This window comes from Pseudomonas fluorescens group sp. PF-69, from assembly GCF_054481235.1.
Map to the genome: position 1 here is coordinate 2,518,978 of NZ_JBTMNC010000001.1, position 17,937 is coordinate 2,536,914.

Here is a 17,937-nt window from a genome sequence, read left to right on the forward strand (position 1 = left end):
TCAGCGGGACCGAGTTGGATTCATCGCTGGCAAGCCAGCTCCCACAGGGTTTGTGTTGTGCCCGGAATGTGTGACCGCCGCTGAAACTGTGGGAGCTGGCTTGCCAGCGATGGCGGTATAACTGTTGGTGCAAAACTTGGATTCGATCTCACCATTCAGGTGCAAAAAAGGCCGGAAATCTCTCCTGATTTATATCCTGTGCACCATTTAATTTCACAAATGCGACATTTTGCTCTGTTCCTGTGCGCGAATCGTTTGTTACAGTCCGGCCCAAACGCTTCCTACGACAAAAAATTTGCCGAGACTTTTCCATGATCGAATCCGTCGAATCCTTCCTTGCCCGCCTGAAAAAACGCGACCCGGATCAGCCTGAATTCCACCAGGCCGTCGAAGAAGTCCTGCGCAGTTTGTGGCCCTTTCTCGAAGCCAATCCGCACTATCTGACTTCCGGCATCCTGGAGCGCATTTGCGAGCCGGAGCGGGCGATCGTCTTTCGGGTTTCCTGGGTCGATGATCAGGGCAAGGTCCAGGTCAATCGCGGTTTCCGTATCCAGATGAACAGCGCCATCGGCCCGTACAAGGGCGGTTTGCGTTTCCATCCTTCGGTGAATCTCGGGGTGTTGAAGTTCCTGGCCTTCGAGCAGACCTTCAAGAACTCGCTGACGTCGTTGCCCATGGGCGGCGGCAAGGGGGGCTCGGACTTTGACCCTAAAGGCAAGAGCGACGCGGAGGTCATGCGCTTCTGCCAGGCCTTCATGAGCGAGCTGTATCGTCATATCGGCGCCGACGTTGATGTGCCGGCCGGTGATATCGGCGTCGGTGCCCGCGAGATCGGTTTCCTGTTCGGCCAGTACAAACGCCTGAGCAACCAGTTCACCAGCGTGCTGACCGGCAAGGGACCGAGCTACGGCGGCAGCCTGATTCGCCCCGAGGCCACCGGTTTCGGTTGCGTGTACTTCGCCGAAGAAATGCTCAAGCGTCGTGGTCAAACCGTCGAAGGCAAACGCGTGGCGATTTCAGGGTCGGGCAACGTCGCGCAGTACGCTGCGCGCAAGGTCATGGATCTGGGCGGCAAGGTGATTTCGCTGTCCGATTCCGAAGGCACGCTGTATTGCGAAAGCGGTTTGACCGAAGCGCAATGGCAAGCGGTGCTTGAACTGAAAAACGTCCAGCGTGGACGCATCAGCGAATTGGCGGGTCGTTTTGGCCTGGAGTTCCTCGCCGGCCAGCACCCTTGGGGGCTGAGCTGCGACATAGCGCTGCCATGCGCCACGCAAAATGAACTGGATGCCGAGGCGGCCCGTGCGCTGCTGCGCAATGGCTGCACCTGTGTGGCGGAAGGGGCGAACATGCCAACCACCCTGGAGGCTGTGGACCTGTTCATCGAGGCGGGCATCTTGTTCGCGCCGGGCAAGGCGTCGAACGCCGGCGGCGTGGCGGTGAGCGGGCTGGAGATGTCGCAGAATGCCATGCGCCTGCTGTGGACCGGCGGTGAAGTGGACAGCAAGCTTCACGCGATCATGCAGTCGATTCACCATGCGTGCGTGCATTACGGGGAAGAGAACGGCCAGGTCAACTACGTCAAGGGCGCGAACATCGCCGGCTTCGTCAAAGTCGCCGACGCCATGCTCGCCCAAGGCGTGGTTTAAGCCGGTTGGATGCGGATGATCTCGATCAGTTGATCGCCAGCGGGGCGTTGCCACAGCACCTCATCGCCCAGTTGTGCCCCGAGCAACGCCCGGCCCAGGGGTGAACTCCAGTTGATCAGGCCGGCTGCCGCGTCGGCCTGGTCCTCACCGACCAATTGCACGGTTTGTTCGTGGCTGTGCTCGTCTGCGAACGTCACGCGGCTGCCGATCTGCACCTTCGTCGTCGAACTGGCGGGGGTGACGACTTGGGCGCTTTGCAGGCGCTGGCTGAAATACCTCAAGTCGCGCTGAAGATCAGCTTCGCGCTGCTTGTCGGCCAGCTCACCCAGGGCGTTCAGTTCTCCCAGCAGGGTTTGCAACTGCGCGACCTTCGCCTGCAACTGGGTCAGGCCTGAGGGCGTAACGTAATTGGGTTGCACACTGACCTGCCGTTCGACCGGCTGATCGGCTTGCGCGGCGGCATTATCTTCATTGACGAAGGCACGACTCATGGTTTTCTCCCGATATAGGATTTGGGCCATGGTTGCAGGCTTTTAGTTTCGTGGGATGTCTGTCAGCGACCTGTGGCGAGTGAATGGCCCGCACAGCACGTCCGTTCCCACAGGGTGGCGCGCGGCGTGTGAGCTAGTAGTGATACCACTTCACCTCAAGCATCACTTCGTTCTCGGGCGTGGCCAGGTGGCTGAATTCGCGCTGGGCGCTCAGGCGCAAGCCCAGGTTGCGCGACAGTTCCCACTGCTGGTTCAGGCTCAGGCCACGGCGCACTTCGCCATTGGTGAAGTAATCGCCCTTGGCCTCAAGACTGAAGTTGCCCAGCGGGTTTTTCCACAGCAGGCCCGTGTTGAAACCCGCCGCCGGGGCGATAAAACCGGCGAAGTCATTGTTGTGCTCGATCCGCACCGTTCCCAAGGCAAAACCCAGCAGGTCGTCGCCCAGTTGCCAGGTGCCACCGCCACCGCCGTTAACGTGGCTGACCAGGGTTTCGTCGTCATGTTTGCCCGGGACCCGCTCCAGACCGCCGGTGACCTGCCACGACAGCGGTTGCAGCAACTCATTGCGCGGTGTCAGGGAGCGGATGGTCGCCAGATCCAGTTGCTGTAACTGCCAGTCATTGCCTTCGTACTGGCGCAATTTGAGCTGGAGGATTTCGATCTGCGCGCCGAGGGGGAAACTTTCGGCGTTGTCGTTGAGGTCGTGGTAGGCCATGCGCAGGCCGTATTCACCAAACGCCTTGTCGCCCCGGGTGCCGAGACCGGCCTGCCAGGTGCGGGATTCGTGACCGTCCTCCGGCAGGCCAGGTTGCGGGATGTCCAGTTCCGGCGCCGGGTTCTGATTGATCGCCCGCAGCAGTTCGAAGCTGCGCTGGGCCCGTGCGGGGTCGCGTTCCTGGCCATTGGCCCGGTAGCGCTCCAGTCGATAAGCGGCGTCGATGATCAGCGCCTGGCGGTCGCGGGGCTGTGCCTTGAACGCCGGGGCCTGCAACTGATTCTGGTCGGCGCTGACCTCCAGCACCCACTGTTGTTCTTCGGCGGTCAGCGGTTCGGCGCGGCTCAGCAGTTCCCGTTCACGCGACGGCCGATATTGAATGGACTCCACCAGCCCGGCCTCTTTCACCGCTTTGACGGTGTCGGTGGGAATGGCCGTCAGGGGGAATTGTTCGGTCAGGCTCAGGCTCGGGCGAGCCACTTGCAGCAGCTCCAGCAGGCGATAGGAACAGTTTTCGTCGAAGAAGAAATAGTCGAACTTGATCTGTTTCAGTTCCCAGACGTGCTCGACCATGCGCGCCGTTTCTGCCTGGGTCAGGTTGAGGCGGTATTCCCACAGGTCACGGTTTTCCAGGCTGCGGTATTCCGAGAGTTTTTCCTGGTAGGGCACCAGCGCAAACAGGCCGGGATACCCGCCCATCAAGCCTTTCCAGGCGTACAGGATGCTGTTGTCAGAACCTTCGATATACGCGCCGAAGTTGATCGCGTAGCTGAGCAGTGAAGTCTTGTCGGTCTGTACGTCAGCCTGATCGATGCGCAACAGGGTGTGGCCGAACATCGACGAGGGGCTGTTCAGGTAGGCAGCCGGAAAAATCATTACCGCGCTGTGGGGCGAAACATCCTTGAACCACTGCTTGAACTCAGCGCAGTCCACGGTCGGCAGGTCCGTCAGGTTGAGCTGCGCTTTCAGCCAGCGGGTGCGGGCCGGGTAAACGCATTGGGCATGCTGTTCGCCAGCACTGGCCGGGGCATACAGCGCTTGCACGGTGGCCGCCAGTTCGTGATCAGGGTGTTCATTGCCATCGGCGGCGAGGAAGAATTTTTTGTCACTGACGTAGCTGCGCCAGCCGCCGAGCTTGGCGGTTTCGTAATGACCCAGGGAAATCCAGAAAGGGTCGTTGGCCAGTTGCTGCAAACGTTGTGGATCGACTTGAGACGCGGCGGACAGCGGGGCGCAGATACTGAGCGCCAGCCAGGCAAGGCGTTTGAGCATAAGTGGCAACTTAATTCGAAAAAAACAAAGACCCAAAGAGGGGCAGGTCCAAAAAACAAAACCCGCTTCCCTGAAGAAGCGGGGTGGAGTCGAGCTTAAGCTTGGGTGGCGTACTTGGCCAGACGAGGGTCGTTTTTCAGAACGGCCAGGGTGTTGGTGTGCACATCTTCAGCGGTCACGTCGGCTTTGCTGAAGATCTGTTGGAAGTGTTCGTGAGTGACGGCGGCGAAGTGCGCACGGTCTTCCGGCGCCACGCCCAGTACCACGGCGTAAGTGGTCAGCGCTTCACCCTGGCCTTTAGCCATGTCTTCGGACAGCTCATTCATCATGCCATTCATGGCGAACCAGGATTTGCCGCCATAGGTCAGCGACGCGTTGGTCGCACAACCGTTGGTACCGGAAGTCATGCCGAAGGTGGCGTTACCGGAGGTGCCGTTGGTGGTGGATGCCAGGAAGTGAGCCGGAGTACCACGCTGACCTTCGAACAGCATGTTGCCCCAACCGCAATCCGGACCGCCTGGCGCCTGAGCCATGGCGTTGAGGGATGCAACGGTGAAGAGAGTACCGAGAAGAATCCGTTTCATAGCTTTGTTCTCTTTTAGATGCGTACCAATGGAAAAGGGGGTTTGGCCCGTTCCGGCGCCAGTTGGGCCGGTTATTAGTCCAGCCGCGCAGTTTGGAGTTTAGGCACGATCAAGCGGTTCCGTGATTTTTTGCAAAACATTCGTTGAAAACAGTGAATTGGCGCGGCTCTGTACCGGGGTTTCGACTTCTCTGTGCTTTGGGTAAGGCGCTCCTTGCCAGTCGGGCATGGGCAGCGCCAGAATGCCGCTATCTGCCCCGCCTGATGTAAGGAAGCCCGATGCCTGATCCTGTTGCTGCCAGCTTGCGTCTAGCGCCTGAAGCGCTGACCCGTCCGTTTTCCGCTGAACAGTTCAGCTTCTCTACCACTAATGATCTGGAGCCCTTCCGCGGTGTGCTTGGCCAGGAACGTGCGGTCGAAGCCTTGCAGTTCGGTGTGGCCATGCCACGCCCCGGTTACAACGTGTTCGTCATGGGTGAGCCCGGCACCGGCCGGTTTTCGTTCGTCAAACGCTACTTGAAGGCCGAAGCCAAACGCCAGCAGACCCCGGCGGACTGGGTCTACGTCAATAACTTCGATGAGCCGCGCGAACCCCGTGCGCTGGAGTTGCCGTCGGGTACCGCCGGTGCCTTCATCGGCGACATCAACGGTTTGATCGACAACCTGCTGGCCACCTTTCCAGCGGTGTTCGAGCACCCGTCCTATCAACAAAAGAAAAGTGCCATCGACCGCGCCTTCAACCAGCGCTACGACAAGGCGCTGGATATCATCGAGCGTCTGGCCCTGGAGAAGGATGTCGCGCTCTACCGAGACAGCAGCAACATCGCCTTCACCCCGATGGCCGAGGGCAAGGCGCTGGACGAGGCGGAATTCGCCCAGTTGCCGGAAGCCGAGCGTGAACGCTTCCATGACGACATTTCCGCTCTGGAAGAACGTCTGAACGAAGAGCTGGCCAGCCTGCCGCAATGGAAGCGCGAGTCGAGCAACCAGCTGCGCCACCTCAACGAAGAAACCATCACCCTGGCCTTGCAGCCGTTGCTTTCGCCGTTGTCGGAAAAGTACGCAGAGAACGCCGCCGTGTGCGGTTACCTGCAAGCGATGCAGGTGTACCTGCTCAAAACCGTGGTTGAGCAACTGGTGGACGACAGCAAGACTGACGCCGTCGCCCGCAAACTGCTGGAAGAACAGTACGCGCCGAGCCTAGTGGTCGGTCACGCCTCCAGCGGCGGTGCGCCCGTGGTGTTCGAGCCGCACCCGACTTACGAAAACCTGTTTGGCCGGATCGAATACAGCACCGATCAAGGCGCGCTGTACACCACCTATCGCCAGCTGCGGCCGGGTGCGTTGCATCGGGCCAACGGCGGTTTCCTGATCCTGGAAGCGGAAAAAATGCTCAGTGAGCCGTTCGTGTGGGACGCGCTGAAGCGCGCCCTGCAATCGCGCAAGCTGAAAATGGAATCGCCGCTCGGAGATCTGGGGCGCCTGGCCACTGTGACCCTGAACCCGCAACACATCCCATTGCAGGTCAAGGTCGTGATCATCGGTGCCCGCCAGCTTTACTACACGCTGCAGGACCTCGATCCGGACTTCCAGGAAATGTTCCGCGTCCTGGTGGATTTCGATGAAGATATCCCGATGGTCGACGAGAGCCTGGAACAGTTCGCCCAGTTGCTCAAAACCCGTACTTCGGAAGAAGGCATGGCGCCGTTGACCGCCGATGCGGTGGCACGGCTGGCGACTTACAGTGCTCGCCTGGCCGAGCATCAGGGGCGTTTGTCGGCACGCATTGGTGATCTGTTCCAGCTGGTCAGCGAGGCGGATTTCATTCGTCATCTGGCGAGTGATGAAATGACCGATGCCGGTCACATCGAACGAGCGCTCAAGGCCAAGGCCACCCGTACCGGGCGTGTGTCGGCGCGGATTCTCGACGACATGCTCGCCGGGATCATCCTGATCGACACCGATGGCGCGGCCGTCGGCAAGTGCAACGGCTTGACGGTGCTGGAAGTCGGCGATTCGGCCTTCGGTGTGCCGGCGCGGATTTCCGCCACGGTGTATCCGGGCGGCAGCGGTATCGTCGACATCGAGCGTGAGGTCAACCTGGGTCAGCCGATTCACTCCAAAGGCGTGATGATCCTCACCGGGTACCTGGGCAGTCGTTATGCCCAGGAATTCCCGTTGGCGATTTCCGCGAGTATTGCGCTGGAACAATCCTACGGTTACGTCGATGGCGACAGTGCGTCGCTGGGCGAGGCGTGCACGCTGATCTCGGCGCTGTCGAAAACCCCGCTCAAGCAGTGTTTTGCGATCACCGGCTCCATCAACCAGTTCGGTGAGGTGCAGGCGGTGGGCGGGGTCAACGAGAAGATCGAAGGGTTCTTCCGTCTCTGCGAAGCCCGTGGGCTGACCGGCGAGCAAGGGGCAATCATTCCCCATGCCAACGTCGCGACGCTGATGCTCGACGAAAAAGTGCTGACTGCGGTGCGCGCAGGGCTGTTCCATGTCTACGCGGTGCGCCAGGCGGACGAGGCCTTGAGCTTGCTGGTGGGCGAGCCGGCCGGTGAGCCGGATGAGAATGGCGAGTTTCCAGAAGGCAGTGTCAACGCGCGGGTGGTTGAGCGCTTGCGCGTCATCGCGGAAATGATCAGCGAAGACGATCTGAAGGAAGCCGAGAAAGAGGCGGCGCAGGAGGCACTGGTCGAAGCCAAACCGGCCTGATACAAAACAATCCAGGGATTAAACCGTTCCACTGTGGGAGCCTGCACGCGATGACGGATTAACATTCAGCATGTTTGTTGACTGTCAGTCTGTTATCGCGAGCAGGCTCGCTCCCACATTTGTTTGTGTGTATCCCAAAGTGCCATCACTCTGGCGTCAATATTCACACAATGACCATTCGGCGCCTTCTGGTCTTGCCTGACGTGCTAGTCAGACTTTTCTTCTATTCTCTGCTCAAGGATATCGACAGTAATCACTGGATCGAGACAGCCTTCCCGTGGGGGCTGAATACCGGATCTAACGAGGGTCGCCGCCATGTCGCGCAACCTCTGCCTCACCCGTCAATGCCTGGGTCTTGTGACCCGTATCGAATGCGCCATCAAGCCGTTGGCGGGCGATACGGGCATGTGGACGTTACTCTTCGCCGCCGGAATGGCGGGCGAACAACCTTCAGCCATCAAGGCTCAGGGCCCGTTTCATGGACCTTTTGTCGCTGAGTCGATACTCGACACCATTGTTGAAAGCCTGACCTTGCACGGTTATGAACTGGCCGATGACCCGCAGATCTGGTGCTTGCATCTGCAAGCCCAGTTGCGGGAAATCAACGGTGGTCGTTGCCGTAGCGTCGGTGGCTTCGAGTTCCGGCCCGAGCATTAAGCGCTATTGGACCAGATGGGACGTGTCGGCCTTGTCGAGCTTGACCTCGAAACCATATTGCACGGTGGTGAGGTCAGTTCGCTGATAGGTTTCCAACTGCGTGGGTTGCCCGTAGAAGTAATGCACGGCAAATAATCCGGGGCCTTCTGCACTCGCATCATGGTTGACCGCCAGAATTTCCTTCAGGTAGTTGCCGCTCTCATCCTTGGCGAAAAAACGCCAGTCCTGATCGGGAAACACTTTCAGGTCCACCACCAGTGCATTGCCCTTCAGCTCAAGTCCCTTGGGCAGCTGATGGACGTCGAGGGGCTTTTTCTCGACCGTGGCCAGGAACAGCGGCATGGAGCCCACCACGTAGGCCGGTGTTTCCGGAAACAGGTTCAGGTCATAGGTGATGGTGCCGCGCAGAGGGTCGACCTGGTAGGCCTCTGCGGGTAGTTCGATGGGCTCGTCGCGTTTGCCGCGACTGTCCTCGGTGAAGAAACTGACGGGGCTGTCGCCGGGGTTGAAGGACGAGCCGAGCAGTTCGTCATTGAAGCTTTTGAGGTGACTGAATTCGACCCTTGCAGCGCTGGGGTCATCGACCGATTGACTGATGTTGACCCCTTTCTTCAGTTGTTCCTCCGTCAATGCGGCGCCCTTGAGCCAGGTCGACGCCTGGTCGTCATACACCACCACAGGAAAGCTCAGTGGCTGGATGGTTTTCTCCGTGGTGTGGCGGTCGAGGCGACGCACCGGCAGGTTGAGGTCCTTGCGCGTTACGGTGGCTCCGGAAAAGTCCAGCAGGCTGACTTCGAGGGTTTCGATCGGCCCGTTGAAGTACACCTTCGAATAATGGTGGGTTTGTTGCTTTTCAAAGGCGCGTTGTTCTTCGTCGAGTTGTTTCCCGAACGCGTCGGTCCAGGTTTTCTGCTGCTGCATTTTTGCCAGCTGTTGTTGATAGAAGGCGATTTGCGAGGCGGTTTCGTTGATTGACCCCGAGCGCGTGAGAAATTGCCCGGTGGCGTCCCTGGCCTGGACGATCAGCGGGTTCAGTGGGGTTTCGCCAATCTCGGGTGCAAGCGGTGCGTTGTTGTTGAACTCTATTTCGGCGTAGTTGTGGGTCAGCTTCAGTAAGGTGACGCTGAGGTTGTCGTTGGTGCGAGTCTGGCCAACGTCCTTTTTCGTCAAGTCGAAGCTGTAGAGCCGGCGCGGTGCAATGACTTCCAGCTTGCCTTGCAGACTCACCGGTTGTGGCTGGTTCTTGTGGTCGATGTCCAGGCCTTCGATGAACGGGTAGGTAACGGTCAGGTCATCGGGGTTGGTCAGGTTGGAGCTCGACGGGCTCAATTGAATGCCAGGATCGGTTTCCGACCATTCCGGCTGGAAAGCGATGACGCGTTTGTTGTTCAGGGTGACCGACTGCCATTCCAGGCCATGGGGAAACAGGAACGCGGCGGGAATGTTGAAATTGAAGGGGAACACCGGTTGCAGGTCGATCAGGTAGTCGGAACTGGAGTCTTTGCGCAGCACGAACAGGCCGTTGATGTACGTATCGACCAGGGCCTGGGGCGTGGGGTAGTGCTTGAGTACGGCGAGGGCGTCGTCGCCGTACTCGGTTTCCACGGGTTTGCTGTCCAGCTTGAGTTGCGCTCGCTCCAGCAGCAACAGCGAGCCGCCCAGTTCAGCCACGGCATCCTTGAGTTTAGGGTCGGTGATGGCGTCCAGGGATTTTTCGAACTGCGCGGTCTTTTCCTCGAGGCTGACCTGACGTTTCTCTTCGCCGGGTGAGCAGGCGCCCAGCAGCAGGGCCAGGCAAACGCCAGCACTCGTTAACGTTAGTCGCACATCCATTTCCACTCTTCCTGTCCGATATCACGCGGCTGTCAATAGTTTGGACACTAGCAGAAAAAGTTTGATACATACGCGCAGGTGGCGGATTTCTCAACGGTTTCTGGCTGCTTTTGGGCATGGACAGGCGACTGTTATACTCGCGGCCATTTCAGACCACGTGTGAGATTCAATGGAACGCTTTATCGAAAATGCAATGTATGCATCCCGCTGGCTGCTGGCACCGATCTACTTCGGCCTGTCCCTGGGATTGTTGGCGCTGGCACTGAAATTCTTCCAGGAAGTCTTCCACGTCATTCCCAATGTCTTTTCGATGGCCGAGTCGGACCTGATCCTGGTGCTGCTGTCGCTGATCGACATGGCACTGGTGGGCGGTTTGCTGGTGATGGTGATGATTTCCGGCTACGAGAACTTCGTTTCCCAACTGGATATCGACGAACACAAGGAAAAGCTCAATTGGCTGGGCACCATGGATTCGTCTTCATTGAAGATGAAGGTGGCGGCGTCCATCGTGGCCATTTCCTCCATCCACTTGCTGCGGATTTTCATGGACGCCAAAAACGTCGATCCCGAGCATTTGAAGTGGTACGTGATCATTCACATGACGTTCGTGGTGTCGGCGTTTGCCATGGGTTATCTGGACAAGCTGACCAAGCACTGACACCGGGCATGCCCCTTGTGGCGAGCAAGCTCGTTCGCCCCAGGGGATTTTGCCCAAACAGACGGGCGGCATCGTTTGTGGCTTGTGCTTTGACGCGCCGAGGCATATCCCTGTAGATGTCTTGGCTCGCCAATGCGTGAGGTGCGTTCATGAACCTGCAAGAGTTGAATGCCTATGCCGTCGCCGGGAAGGTCGATGAGCTGAACCTGATCTCCATGGAAGGCGGTATCTACCTGCTGGAAGCGCGGATGCATGGCGCGGCATATCCATTGAGCGATGCTCGCGGGCAGATGTTTCACCTGCGTTCTGTCGAGCATGCGCGTGAAGTGCTGCATTCCTTTCCCAAGTTGAATTTCAACCTCGTGCACACCTTGGTCCATGACGAGATGTGCGGGCTGGGTGACGTCGAAGAACACCTGAAGGTGCCGATCGACCTTGGTTCTTCGCGACAGGGCTGACGTCCCTGATCAACACCGTGGCAACTGTGCTAGTCTGCTGGCCCTTTTGGTTCCGGGCGCTCCGGGACGCGCTGTGCACGCACGGCAAGTTCCAGGGCCGTCCGCACAGCGGAGCAGTGTCATGTCCGAAGTAAATCTGTCCACCGACGAAACCCGCGTCAGCTACGGTATTGGCCGTCAGCTGGGCGACCAACTGCGTGATAACCCGCCACCGGGCGTTAGCCTGGACGCGATCCTTGCCGGTCTGACCGACGCATTCGCCGGTAAGCCGAGCCGTGTGGGCCAGGAAGAAATGTCCGCCAGCTTCAAGGTCATCCGCGAAATCATGCAAGCCGAAGCGGCAGCCAAGGCTGAAGCGGCTGCTGGCGAAGGCCTGGCCTTCCTGGCCGAAAACGCCAAGCGTGAAGGCATCACCACCCTGGCTTCCGGCCTGCAGTTCGAAGTGCTGACTGCCGGCGAAGGCGCCAAGCCATCCCGTGAAGACACCGTGCGTACCCACTACCACGGCACCCTGATCGACGGCACTGTGTTCGACAGCTCCTATGAGCGTGGTCAGCCTGCAGAATTCCCGGTCGGCGGCGTGATCGCTGGCTGGACCGAAGCCCTGCAACTGATGAATGCCGGCAGCAAATGGCGTCTGTACGTGCCGAGCGAGCTGGCTTACGGCGCGCAAGGCGTTGGCAGCATTCCGCCGCACAGCGTACTGGTATTCGACGTCGAGCTGCTCGACGTACTGTAAGACCCGCTGATTACCTGTAGGAGCGAGCCTGCTCGCGATGGACGTCAACGATAATGCGGGCTGTCTGAATGCCCGCGTTGCCTGAACAACCATCGCGAGCGAGCTCGCTCCTACAGTGTTTTACGTATTTCATACTTCGATTTTATGGTGCGGTTCAGTGTGCGGGCGCAAGGCCCGGGCATAGCAGAACAGAAACAGATTGCGCACCAGTTCCTTGAGCACCATCGGCTCGCAGCAGCTCAGGCCATTGACGTCCAGATCACCCTGATCCTGCAGTTCGCTCAAGGCTTCCTCTTCAAGCACCGCACAGACTTCCCCGGTTTCCCGATGCAGGATTCGCAGGTAAGGGTGTGGGCGGTCCAGCCAGGCATCGATCAAATAAGTCATGTGTCATCTCCATTGAAAAAGGTTTCAATGAGAATAATTCTTATTAGCAGAATAGCAAGCGTCTATCGACGGATTGTGGTTTTTGCGGGGAAAAGACTGCGCAAGGTCAAAACGGCTGGCGCCTGGCTACTGCGAGAGCGGCGGGATGGGGGAGGGCGAAGCACCATCCCACGCTTGGCGCGGGATGGAATACAGCGGAATCAGACTTTTCTGACGAACTCGGATTTGAGTTTCATCGGGCCGATACCGTCGATCTTGCAGTCGATATCGTGATCGCCATCGCACAGGCGGATGTTCTTGACCTTGGTGCCGACCTTGACCACGAGGGATGTGCCCTTGACCTTGAGGTCCTTGATCACGGTGATGGTGTCGCCGTCCTGCAGCACATTGCCGACCGAATCCTTTTTAACGGTGTCATCGGACACGGCTTCGGCTTCACCGTTGGCGGACCATTCGTGGGCGCACTCGGGGCAAATCAGTTGGGCGCCATCTTCGTAGGTGTATTCGGAATTGCATTTCGGGCAGGGTGGCAACGTGCTCACTAAGGCTCCTTTGGATTCAGGATCGCTAAAAAGCGCACATTATATAGGGTTTTAGGCGGGAGCGGGCACAGCGCAGGAAAACCTGTGGGGATCAAGCCTGTGGGAGCGAGCTTGCTCGCGATTCGGTACTTGCATTCAACATTGTTGTTGTCTGAAAGGACGCTATCGCGAGCAAGCTCGCTCCCACAGTGTTTTGCGGTGTTTGTCAGTGCGTGCGGGCGACCGCGAACTCGCTCAGCTCGACCAGGGCATCGCGGTATTCGCTGGCAGGCAGCGCCTCGAGGCATTTGATCGCGCGGGCCACGTAGTCGCGGGCCAGTTGCGCGGTGTAGTCCAGGGAACCCGAGGCTTCCACGGCTTCGCGGATGCTTTCCAGGTCTTCGATACCCCCTTTCTGGATCGCCTTGCGCACCAGTGCAGCCTGTTCCGGCGTGCCCTCGCGCATGGTGTAGATCAGCGGCAGGGTCGGTTTGCCTTCGGCCAGATCGTCACCGACGTTCTTGCCCAGGGTTTCTGCGTCGCCCTTGTAGTCCAGCAAGTCGTCGACCAGCTGGAAGGCTACGCCCAGATGATCGCCGAACGTGCGCATGGCTTCAGCCTGCTCCGGCGTGGCTTCGCACAGGGCTGCGGCACTGTGGGTCGAGGCCTCGAAGAGCATCGCGGTCTTGCCGCGGATGACTTCCATGTAGGTTTCTTCGGTGGTGCTGGCGTCACGGACCTTCGACAGCTGCAGCACTTCGCCTTCGGCGATGATGCGCGTGGCTTGCGAGAGGATCTTCATCACCGGCATGGAGCCGAGCTCGACCATCATTTCGAAGGAGCGCGAATACAGGAAGTCGCCCACCAGCACGCTGGGGGCGTTGCCCCACATCGCGTTGGCGGTCGAGCGACCACGGCGCATGCCGGACATGTCCACCACGTCATCGTGCAACAGGGTCGCTGTATGCAGGAATTCGATGGTGGCTGCCAGCAGGCGCAGGTCATCGCCTTCGCGACCCAGTGCCTTGCCGCACAACAACACTAATAAAGGGCGCAGGCGTTTGCCGCCGGCCGAGGTGATGTAATCGCCGATTTTCGATACCAGCGGCACTCGGGAAGTCAGCTGCTTCTTGATGATGCCGTCGACGGCGCTAAAATCGTCCGCCACCGCGCGGTAGAAAGCTTGGGGTTGCATCAGCGACAGTTGCTCCAGAAGGGTTGCGCGGCATGCTAGGACCCACGTGGGCAGGTGTCAAGGCGCGATGGACGGCCTATTGCAAGGCGCTCGTGCCTTGCGTACAATCGCGCACCCTGAACTTCCTGGGCAGCACCTGCCTTACGCAATTGCAAGCGGGCCTTCCAGCCCCATGCAGCCATGCCAGCCAATACCTCTTCTTATAAAGAGCTGGGTGAGCAGGATTATCGGAGAAATACCATGTCTTATGCAGTAATCGTTACTGGCGGCAAGCAGTACAAAGTCGCCCCAGGTGAATACCTGAAGATCGAAAAACTGGAAATCGCTACCGGCGAATCCGTTACCTTTGATCGCGTTCTGTTGGTTGCCAACGGTGACGACGTGAATATCGGTGCTCCAGTTGTTGCTGGCGCTACCGTTGTGGCTGAAGTGATCTCCCAAGGTCGTCACGATAAAGTCCGCATCATCAAGTTCCGTCGCCGTAAGCACCACATGAAGCGTATGGGCCACCGCCAGTGGTACACCGAGATCAAAATCACCGGTATTCAGGCTTAATTTCAGCCTAATTCCTCACTAGGAGAATTGAACTCATGGCACACAAAAAAGCTGGTGGTAGTACCCGTAACGGTCGCGACTCAGAAGCCAAACGCCTTGGCGTGAAGATGTATGGCGGCCAGGCTATCAAAGCAGGCAACATCATCGTGCGTCAGCGCGGCACCCAATTCCACGCTGGCTACGGCGTTGGCATGGGTAAAGATCACACCCTCTTCGCTAAAGTCGAAGGCGTGATCAAGTTCGAAGTAAAAGGCGCCTTCGGTCGTCGTTACGTGAGCGTAGTCGCAGCTTAATTGCGCGATCGCTGGAAAAGCCCTGTCTCGCGACGGGGCTTTTTCGTTTGTGGGGTGAGTCTCTTGCAAAACTGTTTGTATGGGCTGTCGGCGCGCTGGACTGGGCGGTCGTTGATTGAGGTCGCTGCGCTCATTTTTGCAAGAGTCTTATGTCTTAGTGTTTTTCGGCTCGTCCGTATGGCGAGAGGCGTTGTGTTATGAAGTTTGTTGATGAAGTATCGATTCGAGTAAAGGCTGGCGACGGCGGTAACGGTTGCATGAGTTTCCGGCGCGAGAAATTCATCGAGAACGGTGGTCCGAACGGTGGTGATGGTGGTGATGGCGGCTCGGTCTACATGATCGCCGACGAAAACCTCAATACCCTGGTGGATTACCGTTACACCCGGCACTTCGATGCCGAGCGTGGCTCCAACGGCGGCAGTACCGACTGCACCGGCAAGAAGGGTGAGGATCTGGTTCTACGTGTGCCGGTCGGCACCACCGTGATCGATTCCGCGACTCAGGAAGTGATCGGCGACCTGACCAAGGCTGGCCAGAAGTTGCTGGTGGCCCATGGTGGCTGGCACGGTCTGGGTAACACGCGTTTCAAGTCCAGTACCAACCGTGCGCCGCGCCAGACTACGCCGGGCAAGCCGGGCGAGCAGCGTGATCTCAAGCTGGAAATGAAAGTGCTGGCGGATGTGGGTCTGCTGGGCTTGCCGAACGCTGGCAAAAGTACCTTTATCCGTTCGGTATCGGCAGCCAAGCCGAAAGTTGCCGACTACCCGTTCACCACGCTGGTGCCAAACCTCGGTGTGGTCAGCGTCGATCGCTGGAAAAGCTTCGTGGTCGCGGACATTCCGGGTCTGATCGAAGGTGCTTCCGAAGGCGCTGGTCTGGGTATTCGCTTCCTCAAGCACTTGTCGCGTACCCGCCTGCTGTTGCACCTCGTCGACATGGCGCCGCTGGATGACACCAGTGCCCCGGACGCCGCAGAAGTCATCGTTAATGAATTGACCAAGTTCAGTCCGTCCCTGGCTGAGCGTGATCGTTGGTTGATCCTGAACAAATGCGACCAGATTCTTGAAGAAGAGCATGATGCGCGCGTCAAGGAAATCGTTGATCGCCTGGAGTGGACCGGTCCGGTCTATGTGATCTCGGCCATCGCCAAGCAGAACACCGAGCGCTTGTGCCACGACATCATGCGTTATCTGGAAGATCGTGCTGATCGTCTGGCCAATGATCCCGCCTACCGGGAGGAGCTGGCAGAGCTCGATCAGCGCATTGAAGATGAGGCGCGTGCGCAGCTGCAAGCGCTGGACGATCAGCGTGCCCTGCGTCGCAGCGGCGTGAAGTCGGTCCACGACATCGGCGACGATGATTGGGACGAAGAAGACGTGGATGACGAAGACGGTCCGGAAATCATTTACGTGCGTGACTGATTCGTTGCGATAAACTTAAGCGCCGCTCAATTGAGCGGCGTTTTGGTATCTGGAAATCGGTTGGTCACGAATAGCCACGAATAACGTCATGGGCAGTGCCAGGTCGCGCTGCCCTCAAGCTAAGGTTGAAGATGATGCGGAGCAAGGTGACAGGTGCGCAGCGTTGGGTCGTGAAGATCGGCAGCGCTTTGCTGACGGCGGACGGCAAGGGCCTGGATCGCGCGGCAATGGGTGTCTGGGTTGAGCAGATGGTGGCCTTGCATGAGGCGGGCGTCGAGCTGGTGCTGGTGTCCTCCGGGGCAGTAGCGGCCGGCATGAGCCGTCTGGGCTGGACTACGCGACCCAGTGCAATGCACGAGCTTCAGGCCGCCGCTGCAATCGGCCAGATGGGGCTGGTGCAGGCCTGGGAATCGAGCTTCGCCGAGCATGGTCTGCACACTGCGCAGATTCTCCTGACTCACGACGACCTGTCCGACCGCAAGCGCTACCTGAATGCCCGCAGTACCTTGCGTGCGCTGGTGGAGCTGAAGGTTATTCCGGTGATCAACGAGAACGACACCGTGGTGACCGACGAAATCCGTTTCGGCGACAACGATACGTTGGCGGCACTGGTGGCCAACCTGGTCGAGGCTGATCTGCTGGTGATCCTGACCGATCGCGATGGCATGTTCGACGCCGACCCGCGCAACAATCCCGACGCCAAGTTGATTTACGAAGCGCGTGCCGATGATCCTGCGCTTGATGCGGTAGCGGGTGGCACTGGTGGTGCGCTGGGGCGTGGCGGCATGCAGACCAAATTGCGCGCGGCGCGTCTGGCGGCGCGTTCGGGTGCTCATACGATCATCGTTGGCGGGCGCCTTGAGCGCGTGCTGGATCGCCTGAAGGCGGGCGAGCGCATCGGCACCTTGCTCTCGCCTGAGCGCGGCATGCTGGCGGCGCGCAAACAATGGCTGGCCGGGCATCTGCAAACCCGCGGCACGTTGGTGCTGGATGAGGGGGCGGTGGTGGCGTTGTCCCAGGGCAACAAGAGCTTGCTGCCGGTCGGGGTCAAGCTGGTTCAGGGTAGCTTCCGTCGCGGTGAGATGGTGGTGTGCGTGGCGCCGGACGGTCGTGAAATCGCCCGTGGCCTGGCCAACTACAGTGCGCTGGAAGCACAAAAAATCATCGGTCAGTCGTCCGAGGCGATTGTCGGTCTGTTGGGTTACATGGCAGAGCCGGAACTGGTTCACCGCGATAACCTGATTCTGGTCTGAAGGAATATCTGCATGCGCGTGGCAAAAGGATTGTTGGGCTTGCTGTTGGCGATGCCCTTGCTGGCTTCGGCGGAAGAAATCGGCCAGGTCTCGACGGTGTTCAAGTTCGTTGGGCCAAATGACCGGATCGTGGTCGAGGCTTTTGATGATCCCAAGGTCGATGGCGTGACCTGCTATCTCTCACGCGCCAAGACCGGCGGTGTGAAGGGTGGTCTTGGATTGGCCGAGGATCGCGCCGAAGCGTCCATTGCTTGCCGGCAGGTCGGGCCGATCAGCTTCAAGGGTGAGCTGAAGGATGGTGACGAAGTATTCAAGGAGCGCACTTCGCTGGTCTTCAAGACCATGCAGGTGGTGCGTTTCCTCGACAAGAAGCGCAATACGCTGGTGTATCTGGTGTACAGCGACCGCTTGATCGAGGGCAGTCCGCAGAATGCCGTCACGGCGATTCCGATTTTGCCGTGGGCCCACGCTCAATAACCTGATGTAAGTCGAACTCTGTAGGAGCGAGCCTGCTCGCGATGGACGCGTGGGCGACGCGG

Annotated in this window: 18 protein-coding genes; 11 read left to right on the plus strand and 7 right to left on the minus strand. The window is 59.0% G+C overall.

Features of this window, described 5'->3' with window-relative positions; all coding sequences use genetic code 11:
• The first annotated feature begins 311 nt into the window (after nucleotides 1-311).
• Nucleotides 312-1,649 (plus strand): NADP-specific glutamate dehydrogenase, encoded by a 1,338-nt coding sequence (gene gdhA, locus ACX3YF_RS11610; RefSeq protein ID WP_130204773.1) that lies wholly within the window; start codon nucleotides 312-314, stop codon nucleotides 1,647-1,649.
• Here gdhA and ACX3YF_RS11615 read toward each other — a convergent pair.
• The 3 genes from ACX3YF_RS11615 to ACX3YF_RS11625 form a co-directional block, all read right to left on the minus strand.
• Nucleotides 1,646-2,140: a GreA/GreB family elongation factor gene (locus tag ACX3YF_RS11615; protein WP_130204775.1), complete on the minus strand. Its 495-nt coding sequence runs from the start codon at nucleotides 2,138-2,140 to the stop codon at nucleotides 1,646-1,648. The genes gdhA and ACX3YF_RS11615 overlap by 4 nt on opposite strands.
• A 133-nt stretch (nucleotides 2,141-2,273) precedes the next feature.
• Nucleotides 2,274-4,127 carry an Lnb N-terminal periplasmic domain-containing protein gene (locus ACX3YF_RS11620; protein ID WP_130204777.1) on the minus strand — a complete coding sequence of 618 codons (1,854 nt, stop codon included), beginning with the start codon at nucleotides 4,125-4,127 and terminating at the stop codon, nucleotides 2,274-2,276.
• A 95-nt stretch (nucleotides 4,128-4,222) separates the two neighbouring features.
• A complete protein-coding gene (locus tag ACX3YF_RS11625) occupies nucleotides 4,223-4,711 on the minus strand; it encodes a DUF3015 domain-containing protein (RefSeq protein ID WP_047533482.1) in 489 nt (162 codons plus the stop codon).
• A gap of 278 nt (nucleotides 4,712-4,989) precedes the next feature.
• Here ACX3YF_RS11625 and ACX3YF_RS11630 point away from each other — a divergent pair, with 278 nt between their 5' ends.
• Nucleotides 4,990-7,428, plus strand: a complete 2,439-nt coding sequence (locus ACX3YF_RS11630) for a Lon protease family protein (RefSeq protein WP_130204779.1) — start codon at nucleotides 4,990-4,992, stop codon at nucleotides 7,426-7,428.
• A gap of 315 nt (nucleotides 7,429-7,743) precedes the next feature.
• Nucleotides 7,744-8,085: a PA4575 family protein gene (locus ACX3YF_RS11635; RefSeq protein WP_047533476.1), complete on the plus strand. Its 342-nt coding sequence runs from the start codon at nucleotides 7,744-7,746 to the stop codon at nucleotides 8,083-8,085.
• Between the two features lie 3 nt (nucleotides 8,086-8,088).
• Here the strand turns inward: ACX3YF_RS11635 and ACX3YF_RS11640 are convergent, their stop codons facing one another.
• Nucleotides 8,089-9,918 (minus strand): hypothetical protein, encoded by a 1,830-nt coding sequence (locus ACX3YF_RS11640; protein ID WP_448647429.1) that lies wholly within the window; start codon nucleotides 9,916-9,918, stop codon nucleotides 8,089-8,091.
• Between the two features lie 169 nt (nucleotides 9,919-10,087).
• On the opposite strand from ACX3YF_RS11640, the gene ACX3YF_RS11645 reads away from it, so the two are divergent.
• The 3 genes from ACX3YF_RS11645 to ACX3YF_RS11655 all read left to right on the plus strand — a co-directional run bounded on the left by ACX3YF_RS11645 (nucleotide 10,088) and on the right by ACX3YF_RS11655 (nucleotide 11,773).
• Nucleotides 10,088-10,576, plus strand: coding sequence for a TIGR00645 family protein (locus ACX3YF_RS11645; protein ID WP_047533470.1), 489 nt, complete (start codon nucleotides 10,088-10,090; stop codon nucleotides 10,574-10,576).
• 149 nt (nucleotides 10,577-10,725) lie between these two features.
• The gene (locus ACX3YF_RS11650) at nucleotides 10,726-11,034 is read left to right on the plus strand and encodes a DUF6482 family protein (protein WP_103403500.1); all 309 of its coding nucleotides are present in this window, start codon (nucleotides 10,726-10,728) and stop codon (nucleotides 11,032-11,034) included.
• A gap of 121 nt (nucleotides 11,035-11,155) precedes the next feature.
• Complete coding sequence (locus ACX3YF_RS11655; RefSeq protein WP_047533466.1) at nucleotides 11,156-11,773, plus strand: FKBP-type peptidyl-prolyl cis-trans isomerase; 618 nt, start codon at nucleotides 11,156-11,158, stop codon at nucleotides 11,771-11,773.
• Between the two features lie 129 nt (nucleotides 11,774-11,902).
• Here the strand turns inward: ACX3YF_RS11655 and ACX3YF_RS11660 are convergent, their stop codons facing one another.
• The 3 genes from ACX3YF_RS11660 to ACX3YF_RS11670 form a co-directional block, all read right to left on the minus strand.
• Nucleotides 11,903-12,160, minus strand: coding sequence for a PA4570 family protein (locus ACX3YF_RS11660; RefSeq protein WP_130204783.1), 258 nt, complete (start codon nucleotides 12,158-12,160; stop codon nucleotides 11,903-11,905).
• Nucleotides 12,161-12,360: 200 nt separating this feature from the next.
• A complete protein-coding gene (locus ACX3YF_RS11665; protein WP_047533463.1) occupies nucleotides 12,361-12,702 on the minus strand; it encodes a zinc ribbon domain-containing protein YjdM in 342 nt (113 codons plus the stop codon).
• 205 nt (nucleotides 12,703-12,907) lie between these two features.
• Entirely contained in the window at nucleotides 12,908-13,876 is a 969-nt protein-coding gene (locus ACX3YF_RS11670; protein WP_047533460.1) for a polyprenyl synthetase family protein, read from the minus strand.
• Between the two features lie 240 nt (nucleotides 13,877-14,116).
• On the opposite strand from ACX3YF_RS11670, the gene rplU reads away from it, so the two are divergent.
• The 5 genes from rplU (at nucleotide 14,117) to ACX3YF_RS11695 (ending at nucleotide 17,875) form a co-directional block, all read left to right on the plus strand.
• Entirely contained in the window at nucleotides 14,117-14,431 is a 315-nt protein-coding gene (gene rplU, locus ACX3YF_RS11675; RefSeq protein ID WP_003176051.1) for a 50S ribosomal protein L21, read from the plus strand.
• A 35-nt stretch (nucleotides 14,432-14,466) separates the two neighbouring features.
• Nucleotides 14,467-14,724: a 50S ribosomal protein L27 gene (gene rpmA, locus ACX3YF_RS11680; RefSeq protein WP_003281574.1), complete on the plus strand. Its 258-nt coding sequence runs from the start codon at nucleotides 14,467-14,469 to the stop codon at nucleotides 14,722-14,724.
• Nucleotides 14,725-14,921: 197 nt separating this feature from the next.
• The gene (gene cgtA, locus ACX3YF_RS11685) at nucleotides 14,922-16,145 is read left to right on the plus strand and encodes an Obg family GTPase CgtA (RefSeq protein WP_130204785.1); all 1,224 of its coding nucleotides are present in this window, start codon (nucleotides 14,922-14,924) and stop codon (nucleotides 16,143-16,145) included.
• A 134-nt stretch (nucleotides 16,146-16,279) separates the two neighbouring features.
• Nucleotides 16,280-17,398 (plus strand): glutamate 5-kinase, encoded by a 1,119-nt coding sequence (proB, locus tag ACX3YF_RS11690; RefSeq protein WP_130204884.1) that lies wholly within the window; start codon nucleotides 16,280-16,282, stop codon nucleotides 17,396-17,398.
• Between the two features lie 12 nt (nucleotides 17,399-17,410).
• A complete protein-coding gene (locus ACX3YF_RS11695; RefSeq protein WP_008022496.1) occupies nucleotides 17,411-17,875 on the plus strand; it encodes a CreA family protein in 465 nt (154 codons plus the stop codon).
• Nucleotides 17,876-17,937 lie beyond the last annotated feature (62 nt).